The sequence below is a fragment of the Lysobacter sp. DMC104 genome (genome assembly GCF_056313665.1).
Genome location: NZ_JBQUZW010000001.1, coordinates 314607 through 334222, shown reverse-complemented (window position 1 = coordinate 334222; position 19616 = coordinate 314607). Strand labels below are relative to the sequence as shown.

Annotated in this window: 20 protein-coding genes, 1 tRNA gene and 1 pseudogene; 13 read left to right on the top strand and 9 right to left on the bottom strand. The window is 70.4% G+C overall.

Going from position 1 to position 19616, the window contains the following annotated elements; translation table 11 throughout:
* Positions 1–65: 65 nt before the first annotated feature.
* The 4 genes from ACT53R_RS01605 to ACT53R_RS01590 all read left to right on the top strand — a co-directional run bounded on the left by ACT53R_RS01605 (position 66) and on the right by ACT53R_RS01590 (position 5230).
* A complete protein-coding gene (locus ACT53R_RS01605) occupies positions 66–2123 on the top strand; it encodes a family 43 glycosylhydrolase (RefSeq protein ID WP_476170080.1) in 2058 nt (685 codons plus the stop codon).
* A 51-nt stretch (positions 2124–2174) separates the two neighbouring features.
* Entirely contained in the window at positions 2175–2666 is a 492-nt protein-coding gene (locus ACT53R_RS01600; protein WP_476170079.1) for a DUF3060 domain-containing protein, read from the top strand.
* A gap of 90 nt (positions 2667–2756) precedes the next feature.
* Positions 2757–3521 (top strand): SGNH/GDSL hydrolase family protein, encoded by a 765-nt coding sequence (locus ACT53R_RS01595; RefSeq protein ID WP_476170078.1) that lies wholly within the window; start codon positions 2757–2759, stop codon positions 3519–3521.
* Between the two features lie 227 nt (positions 3522–3748).
* Positions 3749–5230, top strand: a complete 1482-nt coding sequence (locus ACT53R_RS01590; RefSeq protein ID WP_476170077.1) for a hypothetical protein — start codon at positions 3749–3751, stop codon at positions 5228–5230.
* A 120-nt stretch (positions 5231–5350) separates the two neighbouring features.
* Here the strand turns inward: ACT53R_RS01590 and ACT53R_RS01585 are convergent.
* A tRNA-Phe gene (locus ACT53R_RS01585) sits at positions 5351–5426 on the bottom strand.
* A 158-nt stretch (positions 5427–5584) separates the two neighbouring features.
* Here ACT53R_RS01585 and ACT53R_RS01580 point away from each other — a divergent pair.
* A complete protein-coding gene (locus ACT53R_RS01580) occupies positions 5585–6082 on the top strand; it encodes a DUF6491 family protein (protein WP_476170076.1) in 498 nt (165 codons plus the stop codon).
* Here ACT53R_RS01580 and ACT53R_RS01575 read toward each other — a convergent pair.
* The 4 genes and pseudogenes from ACT53R_RS01575 to ftsY form a co-directional block, all read right to left on the bottom strand.
* Positions 6013–6333 (bottom strand): oxidative damage protection protein, encoded by a 321-nt coding sequence (locus ACT53R_RS01575; protein WP_476170075.1) that lies wholly within the window; start codon positions 6331–6333, stop codon positions 6013–6015. The genes ACT53R_RS01580 and ACT53R_RS01575 overlap by 70 nt on opposite strands.
* Positions 6334–6344: 11 nt before the next feature.
* Positions 6345–7400 carry an A/G-specific adenine glycosylase gene (gene mutY, locus ACT53R_RS01570; RefSeq protein ID WP_476170074.1) on the bottom strand — a complete coding sequence of 352 codons (1056 nt, stop codon included), beginning with the start codon at positions 7398–7400 and terminating at the stop codon, positions 6345–6347.
* Positions 7397–8653 (bottom strand): AsmA family protein, encoded by a 1257-nt coding sequence (locus ACT53R_RS01565; protein WP_476170073.1) that lies wholly within the window; start codon positions 8651–8653, stop codon positions 7397–7399. The genes mutY and ACT53R_RS01565 overlap by 4 nt, the downstream gene beginning before the upstream one ends.
* Positions 8650–9594 (bottom strand): annotated as a pseudogene (gene ftsY / locus ACT53R_RS01560) (signal recognition particle-docking protein FtsY); the annotation flags it as partial. The gene ACT53R_RS01565 and the pseudogene ftsY, both read right to left, overlap by 4 nt.
* Before the next feature lie 304 nt (positions 9595–9898).
* Between ftsY and rsmD the strand changes: the two are divergent.
* From rsmD to ACT53R_RS01520, 8 genes are all read left to right on the top strand, one after another.
* Complete coding sequence (gene rsmD, locus ACT53R_RS01555) at positions 9899–10492, top strand: 16S rRNA (guanine(966)-N(2))-methyltransferase RsmD (RefSeq protein WP_476170072.1); 594 nt, start codon at positions 9899–9901, stop codon at positions 10490–10492.
* A 72-nt stretch (positions 10493–10564) separates the two neighbouring features.
* A complete protein-coding gene (gene coaD / locus ACT53R_RS01550; RefSeq protein ID WP_476170071.1) occupies positions 10565–11080 on the top strand; it encodes a pantetheine-phosphate adenylyltransferase in 516 nt (171 codons plus the stop codon).
* 142 nt (positions 11081–11222) lie between these two features.
* Complete coding sequence (locus ACT53R_RS01545; protein WP_476170070.1) at positions 11223–11720, top strand: hypothetical protein; 498 nt, start codon at positions 11223–11225, stop codon at positions 11718–11720.
* A 91-nt stretch (positions 11721–11811) separates the two neighbouring features.
* On the top strand, positions 11812–12066 hold the full coding sequence (locus tag ACT53R_RS01540; protein ID WP_476170312.1) for a YfhL family 4Fe-4S dicluster ferredoxin: 255 nt from the start codon (positions 11812–11814) through the stop codon (positions 12064–12066).
* Positions 12063–13823 (top strand): gamma-glutamyltransferase, encoded by a 1761-nt coding sequence (gene ggt / locus ACT53R_RS01535; RefSeq protein ID WP_476170069.1) that lies wholly within the window; start codon positions 12063–12065, stop codon positions 13821–13823. The genes ACT53R_RS01540 and ggt overlap by 4 nt, the downstream gene beginning before the upstream one ends.
* 30 nt (positions 13824–13853) lie before the next feature.
* The gene (locus tag ACT53R_RS01530) at positions 13854–14399 is read left to right on the top strand and encodes a GNAT family N-acetyltransferase (RefSeq protein ID WP_476170068.1); all 546 of its coding nucleotides are present in this window, start codon (positions 13854–13856) and stop codon (positions 14397–14399) included.
* 26 nt (positions 14400–14425) lie between these two features.
* Positions 14426–15316, top strand: a complete 891-nt coding sequence (locus ACT53R_RS01525) for an MBL fold metallo-hydrolase (RefSeq protein ID WP_476170067.1) — start codon at positions 14426–14428, stop codon at positions 15314–15316.
* 21 nt (positions 15317–15337) lie between these two features.
* Positions 15338–15730, top strand: coding sequence for an MAPEG family protein (locus tag ACT53R_RS01520; RefSeq protein WP_476170066.1), 393 nt, complete (start codon positions 15338–15340; stop codon positions 15728–15730).
* A 181-nt stretch (positions 15731–15911) separates the two neighbouring features.
* On the opposite strand, the gene upp is transcribed toward ACT53R_RS01520, so the two are convergent.
* The 4 genes from upp to ACT53R_RS01500 are packed head-to-tail and all read right to left on the bottom strand — an operon-like array spanning position 15912 to position 19569.
* Positions 15912–16541, bottom strand: coding sequence for a uracil phosphoribosyltransferase (gene upp / locus ACT53R_RS01515; protein WP_476170065.1), 630 nt, complete (start codon positions 16539–16541; stop codon positions 15912–15914).
* A gap of 37 nt (positions 16542–16578) precedes the next feature.
* Positions 16579–17280, bottom strand: coding sequence for an alpha/beta fold hydrolase (locus tag ACT53R_RS01510; protein ID WP_476170064.1), 702 nt, complete (start codon positions 17278–17280; stop codon positions 16579–16581).
* Positions 17277–18035 (bottom strand): response regulator, encoded by a 759-nt coding sequence (locus tag ACT53R_RS01505; protein WP_476170063.1) that lies wholly within the window; start codon positions 18033–18035, stop codon positions 17277–17279. Before ACT53R_RS01505 ends, ACT53R_RS01510 begins: the two co-directional genes overlap by 4 nt.
* A gap of 10 nt (positions 18036–18045) precedes the next feature.
* Entirely contained in the window at positions 18046–19569 is a 1524-nt protein-coding gene (locus ACT53R_RS01500; RefSeq protein WP_476170062.1) for an ATP-binding protein, read from the bottom strand.
* Positions 19570–19616: the final 47 nt, after the last annotated feature.

The window sequence follows — 19616 nt, the reverse complement described above, 5'->3', positions numbered from 1 at the left end:
GTGCGACCGGCGTGCATCCCGCGTCGACGGCCCGCGTCCCATCCCTCACCGCAAGGAAATCGCCGATGCAGTCCCCATTCCCCGCCGGCACGGCCGGCACCCGCAGGACGAAGCCCTGGCGTACGCGCCTCGCCGGTGCGGCGCTGCTGGCATTGACGGCATCGATCGGCCTCGGCGGTGCGCAGGCGGCGCTGCCGACCCATCTGACCAATCCGGTCTGGATCCCGGGCATGGACGCCGGCGGCGTCGGCGATCCCGAAATCATCAAGTTCCGTGGCAAGTACTACCTGTATTCCAGCAACGACAACTACACCGGCGGCGCTTACAGCGAGCGCGTGCTGGTGTGGGAATCGACCGACCTGGTGAACTGGACCTCCCGTGGCGTCGCGGCCGACTACGCGCAGGGCTGGCTCGGCTGGGCGCCCGACGTCCTGTACTACAACGGCCAGTTCTACATGATCACCAGCGGCGACACGCTCGCCGGTGGCCGTCCGGCCGATCCGTGGTACCCGGCGTATCCGGCGTACTACCGCGATCACATCGTCCTGCGCAGCGACAGTCCGACCGGCCCGTTCACGAAGATCAACGACAACCTGCCGGGCAGCATCGACGGACACCTGTTCCTCGACGACGACGGCAAGGCCTATTTCTTCTGGGCCGCGGGTGGCGGCATCCGTTACCGCGGCGTCAACATCGCGCCGACCGGCATCACGCTGGACAGCGCACAGCCGGAGCGCCAGCTCACGTCGTGCGTGGTTAACATCGTGAGCAACTGGACCGAGGCGCCGATGGTGTGGAAGCGCAACGGCACCTACTACCTGTCGTACTCCGGCAACGACGTCGGCCGCGACGACTACCAGGTCCATGTCTGCAAGGGCACGTCGCTGCCGACGCTCACGCGGCAGGCCAGCTACGTGCTCTCGCTGGACACCACCGGCAACTGGGTCGGCGCCGCGCACAGCACCCTGCTGACCGGTCCCGACCTGGTCACCGCGTACAACGCCTATCACGAAAGCGACAAGACCCGTCGTCCCGGCCTGTACCGCAACCTCGGTCTCAGCGAAGCCTGGATCGGCGCCGACGGCGAATTGCATGCCGACACGCCCGAGAGCGGTTTCGATCGACCGGCACAGCCGCTGTTCCGCGACGACTTCAATCGCACCGCGATCGGTCCTGGCTGGAGCCAGATCGGCACGTCGTCGTGGGGACTGTGGAACAGCGAACTGCTCTGGAACGACAGCCTCGGTGTCAGCGGCTGGCAGTTGCAGACCTCGACCGGCGGGCCGTCGCCGGCCGACTACGTCTACGAAGGCAGTGCGAAACTCTGGCAGAACGGCACGCGCTCGCCGTATCCGAAGTACGGCATCGTTTCCAGCATCGCCAAGGACGCCGCGGGCAACGTCACCAGCGCGTTCTTCCTCGGCATCGATGCGCCGCACAACCTGCTGATCTCGTGGGTGGTGGTCAACGGCGTCGACAAGGGCTGGGTGAACACGACGCTGCCTGCGGGCTGGAACCATAACGCCTGGCATGCGCTGCGCATCGAGAAGCGCGGCAGCACGTTCAAGCTGTACTGCGACGACATGCTCAAGCAGACCCGCACTGTCGACATGCCCGGCGGCGCGCTCGGCGTGGCCACCGACAACGTGCACGTCGATTTCTCGTCGCTGGCGATGAATCCGAACCTCTCCGGCTGGTACCGGATCATGCCGCGCATTGCGCCGACCAAGGCCGTGGAAGTCGGCGGCTGGAGCATGGTCAATGGTGGCAACGTGATCCAGTGGACCTGGTTCGGCAGCAACGCCAACCAGATGTGGTGGGCGCGTCCGCGCGGCGGCACCGGCGGGGTTTCCTTCACCAACAAGAACAGTGGCAAGGCGATGGAAGTGGCCGCGATCTCCACGGCAGATGGTGCGGGCATCCAGCAATGGGACGACGTGCGAGGCAACAACCAGACCTGGGTGCCTGGCACCTGGGATGGCACGTGGTGGCGATTGAATCCGAACCATGCGCCATGGCAGTGCCTCGACATTGCCGCTGCGAGCACCGCCGACGGTGCGCGCGTCCAGCAATGGCCCTGCAATGGAAGCGGCGCGCAGCAGTTCGCGCTGATCCCGTATTGATCGACGTCGACACCTCTCCGGGGCGACGGACGGTCGTGCCCGGAGAGGTGAATGACGATCCATGCAGTGCATCGAACACCACGCGCTGTCGGTCGAAGTTTGCAGCGATCGCAGCGATTGGCGCCTGGTCGACACGTCGTGGCGCCGCTAGGACATGCCGGAATCAATGCCGGATCCATCATCGAACGGGAGATTGAAATGCAGCTTCGTACAGCAATGGCCTTGTTGCTCATGGCGCCGGGCGCGGCGAGCGCGGCAGGGCCGGGCGTCGACTGGGTGCGCAGCAGTGCGCAGCTCGAACACCACTGCGAAGGGAAGGAGCAGGTTCGGCTCGAAGGTGCGGGAAACCATGTTTCCCTGACCGGATCTTGCGGGACCCTGATCGTCGAAGGTGCAGGCAACGTCGTGATGGCGCAGCACATCGACGCAGTGGAGGTCGAAGGTGCCGGCAACACGATCCGATGGCGAGGGCGCCCGGATTCCGCGCCCAGGATCATCAAGAACGAGGGTGCGCGAAATCGCGTCGCCAGGGACGGGGGATAGGAAGCGCTGATACGGAGCGACGGTTCAAGCGGGCAGGAGGCCCAGCTCATCACAACTCCCCAACCACATCCGGTTCCGTCGAGGAAAGGCATGAAGAAGATCATCCTGCTGTTGCTGGCCGTCGTCGTTCCATCCGCCGTGCTCGCGGGCAAGCCCGTGATCGTGGCGACCGGTGATTCCTACACGCGTCGCACGTCGTGCACGTACGACAATTCATACGACATGTGTGACCTGACCGGGCAGGTACGCCATGAGCTGAGCTATTCGACGTACCTCAACATCGCAACGAAATACCGGATGCTGATGAGCGAAAACACCGCGCGCGGCGGCGATACCTGCACGACGCAGGTGGCATATGCCAGCGGAATCTGGAAGGGCGAGGCGCGCGGGATCCTTGCGCAGGCCGGCACGAGGATCAATGCGACGCAGTCGGATGCGGCATCGATCCTGCTCGGCATCAACGACGTGAACGTCTATGGCGTCTCCGACTACGACCTGACCGATTGCCTGAAGCGGCTCTACAAGGCGGTCGCCGTGGACGGCGGCAGGAAGGTGGTGGCCATGACCTATCCGCCCGTCGCGACGACCACGAACGTGTGGTCGCCGATGAGCGGCTCTGTCGCCAGCGCGAACGTCAGTCGGGTCAACGCGGACATCCGCGCCGCGGTGACTGCGCACAACGCCAGCTATCCGAACAACAAGGTGTTGTTGGCGGAGACCAGCGCTTCGTGGTCTGCCTCGGAAGTGGCGTCCGTCACCGAGGATGGTGCCCATCCGAACCAGCTCGGCGCGATGCGCATCGCCAGGAAGTGGTACCTCGAAGTCTGCGGCGTGAACTACCTCGCCTGCAATTGAATGCCGGATGTGCGGTGGACATCGCGTGGAATGCGCGATGTCCATCGCCAGCCGGTGCGCCATGTCTGCTCCGGCGATGCCAGGAAGGCGTCCCGTGACGATGGCGCGCCCGTCCGTGTTCCCGCGATCGGGTCGCGGGCGACGTGCGCCATTGCATCGAAACGACGGGGCGGTGCCCATGGACGGCACTGTTCGGGTCGATCCATCTAACAGCAAGGGAGAACGAAATGAAATCGAAGAACCAGTTCGCTGCGTTGGCGCTGTCTGCGTGTGCGTTCGCGGGCATCGCCGGCAACGCGGTGGCCGCGGAGGGCTACGTGTGGATCGGTGCCAACACCAACACCACCGGCTACGCCTTCAACGTCTACGAGTACCGCAACAACACCACGCTGCAGAAGAGCCTCAAATGCGCGAGCAGCGCCTGGGAGACCGCGCCGATCGTGGTGTCCTTCGGCGGTGCGGAGGGCACCGGCGGCGATTCGCTGGATCCCGATCTCGGCCGACGGCTCAGCAACGCCTGTGTCCGCCTGGTCGCGATCAACGGCGCCAACCCCTACCTGACCGGTGCGCCCGCCAACAACCTGTCCAACCGCAACATGGCGCTGGATCGCGTGAACGTCGCCGGCCAGAACATGGGCTTCGCGGTCGACACCGTGATCAACTGGGCCTACTACGCCAACACCTCGCACGTCACGGTGAAGGGCGGCAGCGCCAGCGGCATCTATGGCGCCAAGGTGCTGGAACAGCGCCTGTCCGCGCTCGGCACGGCATCGAGCAAGTGGTACAAGGTCCGTCGCTTCGTGTTCGGCGGCCCGCCGACGGGCGATCTGGTCGATGCCTGCCGCCACACCGCCGACGGCAACACCACTTTGCAGTGGGCGATGAACCTGCACACCGGCTACGCGACCTGCAAGGATTACCTCAACAGCCGGCTTGTGCTTTCGGGCACGTGGTACGTGCCGTCGCCGATGCCGCTGTACACGTCGCTGACGACGACGCAGTTGAACAGTCTGTCGTCGCTTGGCGTGAAGGTGAACACCTTCGTCGGCGACCAGGACGAGATCTTCGGGTACGGCATCGGCCTCAACTGCGCCACCGCCTGGGACGGCTACTGCTGGAACGGCCCGCAGGGCGTGGACAGCTACCTGACCGTGTCCAACCTGCGCAACAGCGTGGGCGGCGTCACCCGCACGACCGTCGGCAACGCGCAGTTCGCCAAGTTCGCCTCGGCCAGCGCCAACGTCACCTTCACCACCATCCCCGGCGGCAAGCATGCACCGGCGCCGCTCACGACCTCCGGCGTATGCGACGTGATCGCCGAAGGCCGCGCCAACGCCACCCCCGCCGCGTGCTACGACCCGCAGGCGATCCGCGGTGTCATCGATTCGGTCACGAACAACACGATCTATGGCTGGGCCTGCGCCGCCGCCAGTCCATATCCGATCGCGGTGCACGTGTACGTGGGCGGCTCGGCGGGCATCGGGACGATCGTGGGCGGTTACACCGCCAATGCCGGCAGCGAGCCCGCCGTGGCCAACGCCTGCAGTTCGTTCGGCACGGCCTACCGCTTCGCCATCCCGCTGTCGCTGTCGGTGCGCCAGGCCTATGCCGGGAGGAAGATCTACATCCACGGGATCCATCCGACGGGGATCGGCTACAACAACGACCTGATCGCGAATTCGGGCGTGTTTGGCGTGCCTGCGCCCTGAGGCCCGTGCGCCCGGGCGCAGCGGGCGTCCGGGTGCGCAGGCGGCGCCCGCAGGATGGGTGTATTCCGCTCGCCCAAACGACAACGCCAGCCCGAGGGCTGGCGTTGTCGTCTTGATGCGTGGTGGCCGGGGAGGGAATCGAACCCCCGACACGGGGATTTTCAATCCCCTGCTCTACCAACTGAGCTACCCGGCCACGGGTGAGCGCGGCATGATACGGGGACGCGGCCGCGAGGGCAAGCCGGCCGAGCGCTGAATGTCGGGGCGGGGAGGGTGCGGGTTCGCCGGGGGCGGGCGCATCATCCGGCCGAGGCAGGCGGTTCGTCCCTGCCCATGTCCCCCGCGGAGGTTCCCATGCGTCGCCTGACCCGTCTCGTTCTTCCGTTGTTGCCGGCCATCGCCCTGCTGTCCGCCTGCGCCACCGGCGCGGCCCAGCGCGACGCCGAGCGCCTGGCGCTCTACCGCAGCCATGCCGGCGACCCCGTCGACAGCATCCGTTACACCAACAGCAACGATGGCTGGACGCCGCTGGGCGACGGTGCGTTCGCGCTGTGGACCGCACCGTCGAAGGCCTGGCTGATCCAGCTCTACCCGCCGTGCACCGAACTGGACTATGCCGACCGGATCGCCTTCCGCGACCCGATGGGCCGCATCAGCGCGAAGTTCGACCGGGTGATGGTCGCCAACCACGGGCTGATGCCGATCTCCTGCGCGATCCAGGAAATCCGCCCGCTCGACGTGAAGGCCATCCGTACCGCCGAGCGCGACATGCGCGCGAAGCGTCAGGTCGAGGCCGCGCCGCCGTCGCCGCCTGCCGCGGCATCGGCTTCCGGCGGGGCCGGCGGCGAATAACCCGCCGGCTTCTCGGCGCCGCCGCCGAACAGGAACTTCTCCATCTCGCCCAGCAGGAACGTGCGGTGCGCCGGGTTCATCGGCGAGAGGCGGTTCTCGTTGATCAGCATGGTCTGGTGCGCCAGCCATTTCGACCAGGCGCCCTTGCCGATGCGGGCCAGCACGCGCTGGCCCGGTTCGCCGGGCCACGGCGCGAAGTCGAGACCTTCGGTTTCGCGTTGTTCGTATTCGCAGAAGACGATGCGGGCCATCGTGGAGTCCGTCAGGAAAGGGAAGTGATGAGGGTGCGGATCGGCGCAGGAATGCCGAGCGCATCGAATTCGGCCGGCGCGACCCAGCGCAGCGCGTCGGGATCGGGTGAGGCCGCGCGCAGCGTGACGCCGCGCCAGGCGGCGGGATGCAGCCGCAGCCGGTAATGGGTGAAGCCGTGCTGGATCTCCGCCAGCACTTCGCCATCGTCGTAGTCGCCGGCGACGTGCGTCTCGAACCAGTCGCGCGCCGTGGCGTGGTCCGGCGCTTCCGGCAGCGACCAGAGCGCCGCCCAGACGCCCGTCGAAGGGCGCCGCTGCAGCAGCACGCGGCCAGTGCGGTCGCGCAGGAGCAGCACGACGGCCTCGCGCTCCGGCAGCGGCTTGCCGGGCTTGGGCGTCGGCAGTTCGGCGGTGCGGCCCTCGCGCCGCGCGACGCAGCGATCCTGCAGTGGGCACAGCACGCAGGTGGGATCGTGGCGCGTGCATAGCGTCGCCCCGAAATCCATCTGCGCCTGGGTGTAGTCGGCCATGCGTGCGTCGGGCAGCAGCGTTTCCGCGATCGCCCACAGTTTTTTTTCGACGGCGGGCAGTCCGGGCCAGCCGTCGACGCCGTGCACGCGGCAGAGCACGCGCTTGACGTTGCCGTCGAGGATCGGCACGCGGTCGCCCCAGGCCTGCGACAGGATCGCGCCCGCGGTGCTGCGACCGATGCCGGGCAGCGCGGTCAGCGCGTCGAGGTCGCGCGGCAGGTCGCCGCCGTGCAGTTCGACGCAGCGTTTCGCGGCCGCATGCAGGTTGCGGGCGCGGGCGTAGTAGCCGAGGCCCGACCACAGCGCCAGCACGTCGTCCTGCGGCGCGGCGGCCAGCGCGGGCAGATCGGGCAGGGTAGTGACGAAGCGCTCGAAGTACGGGATCACCACCCGCACCTGCGTCTGCTGCAGCATGATTTCCGAGAGCCACACGCGATACGGCGTGCGCGGATGCTGCCACGGCAGATCGTGGCGACCGGAGACGTCGAACCACGCGAGCAGGGCGTCGGCATAAGACGCGGACACGGTGCGGCTCACGGCACGGCCTCGTCGTCAAGTTCGACCTCGACGCCGTCCAGCGTCGCGCCGGAGATCACCAGCTTCGGCGAAGTCAGGCGCCCGTCCAGCGGCGGCAGCGGTGCGCCGCCGGGACGCTGCGTCCAGTCGAGCACGTCGTAGAGGCGGAAGCGCGTGTCGAATGCGGTGGCATCGCGGCGCAGCGACAGCGCGGCGACGTCGGACAGATCGGGCTTGCCGGTGTAGCGCAGCGCGAACGGCAGTGGCGAGGTCGACGTCGACACCGGTGGCGGCAGTGCAGGCCAGGCTTCTGGCCAGCGCGGCAGCGCGCCGTCGAGATCGATTACCAGTCGCCGGCCCAGCGCCAGTGCGCCGCGCGCGTCGAACGACGGCAGCGGCCCGTCGCCGCGCAGGGTGACGCCGGCCGGCGCCAGCACCCACGTCGCATCGTCGAATCGCAGCGGCCCGGCCAGGCCCAGCGTGAAGGGCAGGTGGGTGTCGCCGGACTCGTAGCGCGCGGCGATGCCCAGTGTCGCCGGCATCATCGCGATGCTGTCGTCGCCGAGATGCAGCGGGCCGGACAGCTGCACCGTCGCCGGCAGGCGCCAGTCGCCGCGTTCGATCGTGACCGTGCCGGTCGCGGCGACGCCGGCGTCGTTGGCAGGTTTGGTGATGGCCACCACGAGATCGAACGGGATCGCGGTCGGCGCATCGAGCCAGCGGCCGCGCAGGTGCGCGTTCGCGGGACGATCGGGATGCAGCGACTGTAGCTCGACCGTGATGCCGTCGATCTTCCAGTCGTCGTTGTCGATGCGGCCATCGACGATGCGCAGGCCGTCGGTCAGCGTCGGAATGCGCGTTTCCGCGCCGGGCGGCCGTTTCGCCAGCCACGCCTGCAAGACCGGCACGTCGAGCACCGGCGCGTCGAGTTCGACCCGCAGCACGACGAGGTCGTTGCCGCGGCTGCGCAGCGTCGACCAAGGCAGCGACAGCAGCGCACGGTCGGCGCGCAGCAGCACCTTGTCGCTGCCGGGCATGCGCACGACGAGATCGCGCACCACCAGTTGCGGGGTGCCGCGCAGGCGCGCGTCGGCGCTGCCGGCGGTGATGTCGAGATCGAGGCTGCCGCCGATGCGATCGAGCAGCACCGGCACCGAGCGTTCCGGTTGCAGTAGCCAGCCGGACGAGGCGGCCAGCAACGCCAGGGCGACGAGGAGGACGAGCAGCCGGCGCCGGCGTTTGCCGCGCGGCGCACCGGCGCCCGGGTCGGTCACGCGCCCAGCGCCTCCGGCAGCAGCGCGTCGACGAAGGCTTCGGGATCGAACACGCGCAGGTCCTCGGGGCGTTCACCAATCCCGGCGAAGCGGATCGGGATGCCGAACTCGCGGGCCAGCGCGAACACCACGCCGCCCTTCGCCGTGCCGTCGAGCTTGGTCACGACCAGCCCGGTCACGCCGGCCGCGGCGTGGAACTGGCGCAGCTGCGACAGCGCGTTCTGGCCGGTGGTGCCGTCGATCACCATCAGCACTTCGTGCGGCGCGGTGCCGTCGAGCTTGCCGAGCACGCGCTTGATCTTGCCCAGTTCGGCCATCAGCCCCTGCTGCGTGTGCAGGCGGCCGGCGGTGTCGGCGATCAGCACGTCGGTGCCGCGCGCCTTTGCGGCCTGCAATGCGTCGAACGCGACCGACGCGGCGTCGGCGTTCTGGCCCTGCGCGACCACGGCGACGCCGTTGCGTTCGCCCCAGGCCTGCAGTTGCGCGACCGCGGCGGCGCGGAAGGTGTCGCCGGCGGCCAGCATCAGCGAGCGGCCCTCGGCCTTGAAGCGGTGTGCGAGCTTGCCGATGGTGGTGGTCTTGCCGACGCCGTTGACGCCGACGGTGAGGATCACGAACGGTTTGTCCGGCGCGATCGCCAGCGGCTTCGCCACGGGCGCCAGCATCGCGATCAGTTCGGCGCGCAGCGCGGCGAGCAAGGCGCGGGCGTCGGCGAACTCGCGCGACTTCATCCGCTTGCGCAGGCTGTCGATCAACTGGGTGGTCGCGGTCACGCCGACGTCGGCGGTGAGCAGCGCGGTCTCGATCTCGTCGAGCAGGTCGTCGTCCAGGCGCGGGTTGCGCGAGAACAGGCCGCCGAAGCTGCGCGCGAAGGCGCTGTTGCGCAGGCGCTCGCGCCAGCCCGGCTTGCCGGCCGCGGCGGCGGGCGCTGCGTCGGCGGCGACGCCAGGCACTTCGCCCGTGGCGGGCGCGGGTTCGATGGGCAGGGGGGCGACCGGCGATTCGGTGAAGGTTGCGGTCGCGGCGTCGGGCTCGGCCGACGGCGCGGGTTCGACGGGAAGGGTTGCGGCTTCGGTGCTGCCGGCGTCCTGCGGCGTCTCGGCCGGGGAGGCGGCCTGCGTGGCCGGCGGCGCGGCCGCGTCCGGTTTCTTGCGGCGGAAGAAGGGGATCATCGAAGGGGCGGCAATGGGCGACGCGAATCGCGGACAATGGCCGCATGTTAACACCCGCCCTCCCGGCCTCCCGATGAACCGTCGCCGCCCCGTGCCCGCCCCGCCGGGACGTTCCGGGACCGTGCGCATCATCGGCGGCGACTGGCGCGGCACGAAGCTGCCGGTGGCCGATCTCGACGGCCTGCGACCCACCGCCGACCGCGTCCGCGAGACGCTGTTCAACTGGCTGCAGCCGATGCTGCCGGGCGCGCGGGTGCTAGACCTGTTCGCCGGCACCGGCGCGCTGGGGCTCGAAGCCGTCTCGCGCGGCGCGCGCGAGGCAGTGCTGGTCGAGCGCGATCCCGCGCTGGCCGCGGCCCTGCGCGCGATCGCGGCGAAGCTGCCCGGCGGCGAGCGCGTCCATGTCGCGCACGAGGACGCGCTGGCGTGGCTGCGGCGCGCGCCCGGGCCCTTCGACCTCGCGTTCGTCGACCCGCCGTTTGCCGCGGGCCTGTGGACGCCGGTGCTGGCCGCGCTCGAACCGCATCTCGCCGCCGACGCCTGGCTGTACGTCGAGTCGCCTGCCGACGCTTCGCCCGATCCCGGCGCGGGCTGGCGGCTGCATCGCGAGGGCCGCACCCGTGACGTCCGCTACGCGCTGCTGCGGCGTGGCCCGGCGACGCCCTGAGCGGCGCTCCGGTCGGGCGAGGGCGGCTGTTACACTGCGCCGACATCCCGCCGCGGTGATCTTCCGACGTCCATGAGCCAGGCCTCCAGCCCGTCCCCCGCCCGGATCGCGGTCTATCCGGGCACCTTCGACCCGATCACCAACGGCCACCTCGATCTCGTCGAACGCGCCGCGCCGCTGTTCGAACGCCTCGTGGTCGGTGTGGCCGAAAGCCCGGCCAAGCGCCCGGCGCTGCCGCTGGCGCTGCGCGTGGAACTGGCGCGCGAATCGCTGGCCCGCTATCCCAACGTCGAGGTCCGCGGCTTCGATTCGCTGCTGGCGCATTTCGTGCGCGACGTCGGCGCCCGGGTGCTGCTGCGCGGCCTGCGCGCGGTCTCGGACTTCGAGTACGAGTTCCAGCTGGCGAGCATGAACCGGCACCTGATTCCCGAAGTGGAAACGCTGTTCCTGACGCCGGCCGAACAATACGGTTTCATTTCCTCCTCGCTGGTGCGCGAAGTGTCCCGTCTCGGCGGCGACGTCTCCGGCTTCGTGCCGCCGGCGGTCAACGCCGCGCTGCTGGCCGAATGGCGGCGCGCCCGCGACTGAAGCCCTGCAACCGAAGCTTTGCGACCGAAGCGTCATGACTGAGTCCCGCGACGGCGCCGCCTGCGTTCCCGCGCCGCCGTCCCCGTTCCACCAACGTCCACGAGACGCGCATCGTCTCTTCCGCATGAGGGGAGTTCCACCCATGAAGCACATCGTCCGCCTGCTGTTCATCGCGCTCTTCGCCTTCTCGCTCGCGGCCTGCGACAAGGCGGCCGAGGCGCCCAAGGAAGCCGAGAAGGCGCCGCTGTCCGCGCCGAACAACGAAGATCCTGCCGCCTGGCGCGAATACGTCAGCGATGTGGTCAAGCACAACATGGAAGGCGTCACCAGTGCGCCGTTCGTCTACCTGCTGCCGGCCGAGAGCAGCCAGGACTTCCAGGGCAGCTACGACCGCCTGCTCGACAAGGCCAAGGCCGACGTCGACCGCGGCATCCTGCCGGGCAACCTGCTGGCGTATTCGTCGGCGTCGCTGTCCTCGGCCAAGGCCGCGGACCTCGTGGTCGCCGCGTTCAAGGACGCCAAGCCGGGCAAGCTCGAAGGCGTGAAGCTGCTGTTCGTCGGCAAGGCCGAGGACAGCGAGCGCGTGAAGGCCGCGGTTGCGGCTTCTGGCGTCACCTACGTCTTCGTCGAGACCAAGTGATGTCCCGCGGCGGGCCCGTGCCCGCCGTGCCGGCGTCCACCCCGTGCTTACCGTCGCCGCGGCCCGCGCCGCGGCGACGTCTCCCGACCCCATGTCGCTGAAGATCAACGAAGCCTGCGTCAACTGCGACGTCTGCGAGCCGGTGTGCCCGAACCGCGCGATCACGCAGGGCGAAACCATCTACGTCATCGATCCGGCGCGCTGCACCGAATGCGTCGGCCACCACGACGAGCCGCAGTGCGTGGTCGTGTGCCCGGTCGAATGCATCGATCCGGACCCGGCCCACCCCGAATCGCACGAGGCGCTGCTGGCCAAGCTCGCCGGACTCCAGGAGCAAGACGCATGACTTCCCTCCGTTTCATCGCCGTCCTGTCCTCGTCGCTGCTGTGCGTCGCGCTGGCGTTCGCGCCGGCGTCCTTCGCGGCCGAGGCCGATGGCGCCGCGCCGCCCGCGCATCCGCCCGGCGCCGCCATCGCCAGCGCGCACCAGCTCGCCACCGACGCCGGCATGGAGACGCTGCGCCAGGGCGGCAACGCCTTCGATGCCGCGGTCACCGTGTCCTCGGTGCTGTCGGTGGTCGAGCCGATCTCCTCGGGCCTCGGCGGCGGCGGCTTCTTCCTGCTGCACGACGCCAAGACCGGCCGCGACATTTTCGTCGACGCCCGCGAGACCGCGCCCGCCGCGGCGACCACCGCGCAGTATCTCGACGCGCAGGGCAAGCCCGACCGCGACCGCGCCACCAACGGGCCATGGTCGGCGGGCATCCCCGGCCTGCCGGCGGGCCTGGTGCACCTCGCGACGCAGTACGGCCGTCTGCCGCTGAAGACCAGCCTCGCGCCGGCGATCCGCATCGCCCGCGACGGTTTCCCGGTGTATGGCCGCTTCGCCAAGGGCTACGCCGCGCGCCGCGAAGTGATGGAGCGCTACAAGGGCACGCGCGCCGTGTTCCTCGCCGCCGGCCATGCGCCGCAGGAAGGCGAACTGTTCCGCCAGCCCGACCTGGCGCGCACGCTGGAAACGCTGGCTGCGCAGGGGTTTGACGGCTTCTACCGCGGCCCGATCGCGAAGAAGCTGGTCGCGGGCGTGAATGCCGAAGGCGGCAAGTGGACCGCCGCCGAACTCGCCGGCTATCGCGTCAAGGAACGCGCGCCGCTGAGCTTCGAGTACGACGGCTGGAAGATCGTCACCGCGCCGCCGCCGTCGTCCGGCGGCGTGGCGCTCGCCGAAATGCTGCAGATCCTCGAACCGTGGGACCTGCAGAAGCTGCCGCAGGCGCAGCGCGTGCATCTCGTGGTCGAGGCCATGCGTCGCGCGTTCCGCGACCGCACGTTCTACCTCGGCGATCCGGATTTCGTGAAGATCCCGATGCGCACGCTGATGGACCCGGACTACGCCGCCGGCCTGCGCGCGACGATCCATCCCGACAAGTCCACGCCGAGCGAATTGCTGTCCGGGCAGCCGACGCCGCTGGAAGACGACGAGACCACGCACTTCTCGATCCTCGACGCCGAGGGCAACCGTGTCGCCGCCACGCAGACGGTGAACCTGCTGTTCGGCTCGGGCCTGATCGCGCCCGGCACCGGCGTGCTGCTCAACGACGAGATGGACGACTTCGCGCTGGTGCCCGGCGTGCCGAACGCGTTCGGCGTGATGGGCTACGACGCCAATGCGCCGAAGCCGGGCAAGCGCATGCTCAGTTCGATGACGCCGACCTTCATGGAATCGAAGGACCGTGTCGCCGTGCTCGGCACGCCGGGCGGCAGCCGCATCATCACGATGGTGCTGCTGGGCGTGCTCGGCTATGCCGACGGCCTCGACGCCCAGCAGGTCGCCGCTCTCCCGCGCTACCATCACCAGTGGCTGCCCGACGTGATCGACACCGAGCGCGACGCGCTGCCGGACGACGTCATCGCCGCGCTGCGCGCGATGGGCCACATCGTCACCACGCCCAAGGACGCCGCCGGCGGCCAGCGCTCCAGCGACACCTGGGGCAACCTGCAGACGGTCGAGTGGAACCTGCGCGACAACACCCTCCACGGCGGCAGCGACCCGCGCAATCCGGTGGGCGAGGCGAAGGTCGAGGCCGCGGCTTCAGCACCGTGATCCCGGGGCGTCGCACATGAGTCTGTTCGCATGAGCCTGTTCCTGCATCTGCCCCACGCCTGCGAACGCGTGCGCCTGCGCCGCCTGCGCGTGTCCGATTTCCGGGCCTTCCACAACTACCGCGGCGATCCCGAGGTCGCGCGCTACCAAGGCTGGTCGGCGACGTCGGAAACCGAGACCGAAGCGCTGCTGCGCGACTACGCGCGCAACGCCGGGCTCGAAGCCGGCGAGTGGACGCAGATCGGCATCGCCGGCAACGCGGATGATCGCCTGGTCGGCGATCTCGGCATCGGCTTGTCGCCGGACGCGCGCATCGCCGAGTTCGGCGTGTCGCTGCATCCGGATTTCCAGCACCGGGGGCTGGCGCAGGAGGCCGTCGCCGGGCTCATCGCGCTGCTGTTCGCGCACACCTCGGTGCAGCGCGTGATCGCGTCGACCGATGTGCGCAACGCGCCGTGCCTGCGGATGCTGGACCGCCTCGGTCTGCAGCACGTCGGCACCGCCGAGACCACGTGCAAGGGTGAGGCCTGCACCGAACTGCTCTACGCCATCGAACGACCCGTCCGCACGTCCTGAGGACATCACGCCATGAAGGCATCGCCATGAAACTCTGGTCCCTGCTCGGCAATTCGCAGAAGCTCGACGGCGGCGCGATGTTCGGCAACGCGCCGCGCGCGGTGTGGGAACGCTGGATCGCGCCGGACGACCACAACCGCATCCCGCTGGCCTGCCGCGCGCTGCTCGCCAGTCCGCTGAATGGCAAGACGGTGCTGTTCGAGACCGGCATCGGCGCGTTCTTCGAGCCGAAGCTGCGCGAGCGCTACGGCGTGGTCGAGGATCGCCACGTGCTGCTCGACGCGCTGGCCGAGGCCGGCTTCGATCACGCGGACATCGACGTCGTCGTGCTGTCGCACCTGCATTTCGATCACGCCGGTGGCCTGCTTGCGCCGTGGCGCGAAGGCGCCGCGCCGGAACTGCTGTTCCCCAACGCGACCTTCGTCGTCAGCCGTGGCTGCCGGGAACGCGCGCTGCATCCGCATCCGCGCGACCGCGCCAGCTTCATTCCCGAGTTGCCGGCGCTGCTCGAAGCGAGCGGGCGGCTGGAACTCGTCGACGGCCCGCACTGCGCGGCGCTGGGCGACACGGTGCGCTTCCACTTCAGCGACGGCCACACGCCGGGGCTGATGCTGGCGGAGATCGTCGGGCCCGAGCGCGTCGACGACGCGGCCCACGGCGGCGTGGTGTTCTGCGCCGACCTCATCCCCGGCCGCCCGTGGGTGCACGTGCCGATCACGATGGGCTACGACCGCAATCCCGAGCAGCTGATCGACGAGAAGCGCGCCTTCCTCGACGACAAGCTCGCGCGCAACGTGCATCTGTTCTTCACCCACGACCCGGACTGCGCGCTGGCGCAGGTCGTGCGCGACGACAAGGGCCGCTACGGCACCGCGCACGAGGTCGCCGCGCTCAAGGCGCGGCCGCTGGTCGCCTGATCCTGCCGCAAGGAATCCGCCATGCCGCGCATCACGTTGCTGTTTGCCGCCCTGCACGCCGTGCTGGTGGTCATCCTCGCGACCCGCGTCGCGCTGTTCCGCTTCAGCGCGAAGATCGCGCTGGGCGACGGCGGCGACAAGGTGATGACCCGGCGCATGCGCGCGCACGGCAATCTCATCGAATACGCGCCACTTGCGCTGCTGCTGCTGGGTCTGCTCGAACTGACGGGTCTCGACCCGCGGTGGCTCTGGGGCTTCGGCGGCACGCTGCTGCTCGGCCGCCTGCTGCACGCGTACGGGCTGTCGCGCCGTTCGGGCACGTCGCCCGGGCGCTTCATCGGCACGTTGCTGACGTGGGGCGTGCTGCTGGGCGAAGCGGGCGTCGGCGTGTGGATGTTCGCGGTGGATGCCTGATCCGCGCGACCGCGAACCCACCTCGTCTCTTGTGGCGCCGCGGTTCGGTAGAGCGGCCTGACCAGCCATTCGGCTGTTGAACACCAGGCCGCTGCTGTTGGAAACTTGATGAAAAGCAGCGGCCTGAAGGCCGCTCTACCGGGTTCCGTGCAACACACTCCGCGCCGCGCAGGTCGGTGCATTACGCCGGCGTGTTGAACAGCCGGTCGCCCGCGTCGCCGAGGCCGGGCAGGATGTAGCCGTGGTCGTTGAGGCGCTCGTCGATCGCGGCGGTCCAGATCGCGACGTCGGGGTGTTTCGTTTCCAGCGCGCGCAGGCCTTCCGGCGCGGAGACGAGGAAGATCGCCTTCACCCGCGCCACGCCCGCGGCCTTCAGTGCGTCGATCGCCGCCAGCGCGCTGCCGCCGGTGGCCAGCATCGGGTCGATCAGCAGCGCGGTGCGGCCGGCGATGCCTTCGACGAAGCGCTGGTAGTACGCATGCGGCTGCAAGGTCTCTTCGTCGCGGCGCAGGCCGATCACGCTCACCGGCGCGTTCGGCAGCAGCGCCTGCACGCCGGGCAGGAAGCCCAGGCCCGCGCGCAGGATCGGCACCAGCGTGATCGCGCTCTGGTCGCAGCGGCCGACGGTCAGCGGCCCGGCCCAGGTGTCGATGGCGCGGTCGCCCAGCGCGAGGTCGGCGGTGGCCTCGTAGGCCAGCAGTGTGGCGATTTCCGCCGCGACCTGACGGAACAGCGCCGGCCCGGTGGCCGCGTCGCGCAGCAGCCCGAGCTTGTGGCGGACCAGCGGATGGGTGACTTCGACGACGGACATGACGGACCTGCGGCGCGTGGGAACGGGGGCCTCTAGGCTAACCGAGCCCGGCCGCGAAGCGGGCGACGGCGTCGACCGCCGCCTGCGTGCGCGTCTGCAACAGCAGGTGCGGACCGTCGATCGCGATCTCGCGCGCGTCGGCCAGGCCCGCGCACAGCGCGCGGTGCGCGCCCGGACGCAGCAGGCGATCGTGCGTGGCGCGCAGGCACAGCGCCGGCACGCGGATGCGCGCGAGGCGGTCGCGCATGTCCACGCGCATGGCTGCCTCGGCGCGGGCGCGCAGCACCGCGGGCGCGACGGCGTCGAGCGCGTCGCGCAATTCGCGTCGCAGCGCGGGCGTCGCCCAGCGACCGAGCAGCGCGAACGACAGCGCCGCCGTCGGCAGCGTGCGCACCGGCGCGATCCGCGCGAACGCGGCCAGCGGTGACGGCACGGGCACCGGCGCCTTCGCGAACGTGGTCGACAACACCAGCCCGCGCAGGTTGGGCGGCGGATCGGCGGCGAGCGCCAGCGCGACCGGCCCGGAAAAGGATTCGCCCATCAGCACGAACGGCGCTTCGCGCGGCAGCGCCTCGCGCGCGAACGCTTCGAGCGCGGCGTAGCCCAGCACGCGATCGGCGGGGTAGCCGATCGCGGCCACGTCGGCGAACCCGGCGCCGCGCGCGGCCGCCACGAACGGCGCGAGCAAGCGCGCGGTGCCGTCGAGCCCCGGCAGCAGGCGCAGCGCGGGCAGGCTCATGCCTCGCCCGCACCGCCGGCGTCGAGCTTGTAGCCCATGCCGTACACGGCGACGATCGGGTCGGCGCCGTCGCCGCAGGCGGCGAGCTTGCGCCGCAGGTTCTTGATGTGGCTGTCGACGGTGCGGTCGCTGACCACGCGGTGGTCGAGGTAGGCGGCATCGATCAGCTGCGCGCGCGACAGCACCCGGCCGGGACGTGCGTGCAGGGCACGCAGCAGCCGGTATTCCACCGGCGTCAGCGGCAGCAGCGTGCCGCGCAGGCGCGCCTCGAAGCGGTCGTCGTCCAGCTGCAGCAGCGGTGCGACGCTCGCCGGCGCGACGGGGGACGGCGGCAGCGGCTGCACGCGGCGCAGCACCGCCTTCACCCGCGTCACCACCTCGCGCGGGCTGAAGGGCTTGCAGATGTAGTCGTCGGCGCCGAGTTCGAGCCCGAGGATGCGGTCCATCTCCTCGACCCGCGCGGTGACCATCAGGATCGGCATGCGTGCGGCGCGCGGGTCGGGCAGGGCGCGGATCGCGCGGCATACCGACACCCCGTCGCGGCCGGGCAGCATCAGGTCGAGCAGGATCGCGTCGGGCAGGCTGGCGCCGGGCACGCCGTCGCGCACCCGCGCCAGCGCGCGTTCGCCGTCGTCGACGATCTCCGCGGTGCAGCCGTCGGCGTGCAGGTAGTCGCGCAGCAGCTCCGCGAGCTTGGGCTCGTCCTCGACGATGAGCACGTGCGGCGAAGACGGGGCGGCGTCCGGGGCGTTCATGCGGCGAGTGTCACCGCTCCGGCAGCGTGATGTCGATGCGCAGACCGCCCAGCGGCGCATGCGTGGCGACGATGCGGCCGCCGTGCGCCTCGACGATGTTGCGGCAGATCGCCAGCCCCAGGCCCGCGCCGCCGAACTTGCGGCTGCGCGAGGGCTCGACCCGGTACAGCCGCTCGAACAGGTGCGGCAGCGCGGCGTCGGGCACACCGGGCGCGCTGTCCTCGATCGTCAGCCGGCAGCCGTCGCGCTCGCGCACCAACGCGATCGACACGGTGCCCGGACGGTCGGTGTAGCGGCGCGCGTTCGCCAGCAGGTTGTCGAGCAGTTGCCGCAGCCGCGCGCGGTCGCCACGGGCCAGCGGGCAGGATGCGGTCGCCGACACCTGCAGCAGCAGGCCGTCCTCGCGCAGGCCGCCCTCGTGGGCGCGGGCCGCTTCGTGCACGACCTCGGCGAGGTCCATCGGCTCGAAGCGGTAGCTCAGCGCGCCGGCTTCCGACAGCGACAGCTGGTACAGGTCTTCGACCAGACTGCGCAGGCGACCGCATTCGGCCTGCAGCGAGGCCAGCCGCTCGGCGTCGACCGCGCGCACGCCGTCCTGCAGCGCCTGGATCTCGCCGCTGAGCACGCTGATCGGCGTGCGCAGTTCGTGGGCGATGTCCGCGCTCCACTGCCGGCGCGCGTCGCGATGGCGTTCCAGCGCGCTCGCCAGCGCGTTGAAGTCGCGGGCGAGCGCGCCGAGTTCGTCGGTGCGGGTGGCGTCGATGCGCGCGGCGTAGTCGCCGGCCGCCAGCGCGCGGGTGCCCGCGGTCAGCGCGCGCACCGGCCGCAGCAGCCAGCGCGAGAGCGCCCAGGCCACCAGCAGCGCGGCCAGCAGCACCGACAGCGCCAGCCACGCGATGTGCGCGCGCTGCTGGCGCACGAATTCGAGGTCGACGTCCTCGCTCAGCCGCGGCAGCGGCGCGATCAGCAGGCGGCCGACGACGACGCCCTCGTCGAGGATCGGAAGGCTTGCGGCATCGCGCGGCAGGCCGGGATTGCCGGCGACCACCTCGCCCTGCGCGTCCAGCAACAGCAGCCGCGGCCGCAGGTCGATGCCGATGCCCGGCGCGTAGCGCGGCGGCGGCGGGAAGGGGCGGCGGTCGCGCGGCGGCCCGGGTGGCGCGCCCGGCGGGCGCGGCGGCGGGAAGCCCGCGGGATCAGCACCCGTGCCCGGCGGTTGGGCTGACGGATCGGCGGGCGGTTCGGCCTGGTTGGCGGGCGGACCGGCGGGCGGTTCGCCGAACGGCGTGTCGAGACTGAGCAGCCGCAGCAGCCGGGGCGTGTCGCCGCGCAGGAAGCGCCAGTCGCCGTGGCGGGCGTAGGCGTCCGCCAGGTGTGCGCTGGCGGTCTGGAGGCGCTCGCGTTCCAGCCGGTTGACGTAACCGAGGAACCCTTCCTGCACGCTGCGTCCCTGCAGCGTCGCGAACACCGCGAGCGCGACGACGCTCACGGACGCGAAGGCCAGGAACAGGCGGTGCCAGAGGCGCAGCGACATGGACGACACGGAAGCGACCGGAGGCCGCACCTTAGCCCGTCGCCGGG

Excerpts from the sequence above, each read along its gene's own strand:
- ACT53R_RS01605 (WP_476170080.1), top strand. The coding sequence starts at position 66 with ATGCAGTCCCCATTCCCCGCCGGCACGGCCGGCACCCGCAGGACGAAG.
- ACT53R_RS01600 (WP_476170079.1), top strand. The coding sequence starts at position 2,175 with ATGACGATCCATGCAGTGCATCGAACACCACGCGCTGTCGGTCGAAGT.
- ACT53R_RS01595 (WP_476170078.1), top strand. The coding sequence starts at position 2,757 with ATGAAGAAGATCATCCTGCTGTTGCTGGCCGTCGTCGTTCCATCCGCC.
- ACT53R_RS01590 (WP_476170077.1), top strand. The coding sequence starts at position 3,749 with ATGAAATCGAAGAACCAGTTCGCTGCGTTGGCGCTGTCTGCGTGTGCG.
- ACT53R_RS01580 (WP_476170076.1), top strand. The coding sequence starts at position 5,585 with ATGCGTCGCCTGACCCGTCTCGTTCTTCCGTTGTTGCCGGCCATCGCC.
- ACT53R_RS01575 (WP_476170075.1), bottom strand. The coding sequence starts at position 6,333 with ATGGCCCGCATCGTCTTCTGCGAATACGAACAACGCGAAACCGAAGGT.
- rsmD (WP_476170072.1), top strand. The coding sequence starts at position 9,899 with ATGAACCGTCGCCGCCCCGTGCCCGCCCCGCCGGGACGTTCCGGGACC.
- coaD (WP_476170071.1), top strand. The coding sequence starts at position 10,565 with ATGAGCCAGGCCTCCAGCCCGTCCCCCGCCCGGATCGCGGTCTATCCG.
- ACT53R_RS01545 (WP_476170070.1), top strand. The coding sequence starts at position 11,223 with ATGAAGCACATCGTCCGCCTGCTGTTCATCGCGCTCTTCGCCTTCTCG.
- ACT53R_RS01540 (WP_476170312.1), top strand. The coding sequence starts at position 11,812 with ATGTCGCTGAAGATCAACGAAGCCTGCGTCAACTGCGACGTCTGCGAG.
- ggt (WP_476170069.1), top strand. The coding sequence starts at position 12,063 with ATGACTTCCCTCCGTTTCATCGCCGTCCTGTCCTCGTCGCTGCTGTGC.
- ACT53R_RS01530 (WP_476170068.1), top strand. The coding sequence starts at position 13,854 with ATGAGCCTGTTCCTGCATCTGCCCCACGCCTGCGAACGCGTGCGCCTG.
- ACT53R_RS01525 (WP_476170067.1), top strand. The coding sequence starts at position 14,426 with ATGAAACTCTGGTCCCTGCTCGGCAATTCGCAGAAGCTCGACGGCGGC.
- ACT53R_RS01520 (WP_476170066.1), top strand. The coding sequence starts at position 15,338 with ATGCCGCGCATCACGTTGCTGTTTGCCGCCCTGCACGCCGTGCTGGTG.
- upp (WP_476170065.1), bottom strand. The coding sequence starts at position 16,541 with ATGTCCGTCGTCGAAGTCACCCATCCGCTGGTCCGCCACAAGCTCGGG.
- ACT53R_RS01510 (WP_476170064.1), bottom strand. The coding sequence starts at position 17,280 with ATGAGCCTGCCCGCGCTGCGCCTGCTGCCGGGGCTCGACGGCACCGCG.
- ACT53R_RS01505 (WP_476170063.1), bottom strand. The coding sequence starts at position 18,035 with ATGAACGCCCCGGACGCCGCCCCGTCTTCGCCGCACGTGCTCATCGTC.
- ACT53R_RS01500 (WP_476170062.1), bottom strand. The coding sequence starts at position 19,569 with ATGTCGCTGCGCCTCTGGCACCGCCTGTTCCTGGCCTTCGCGTCCGTG.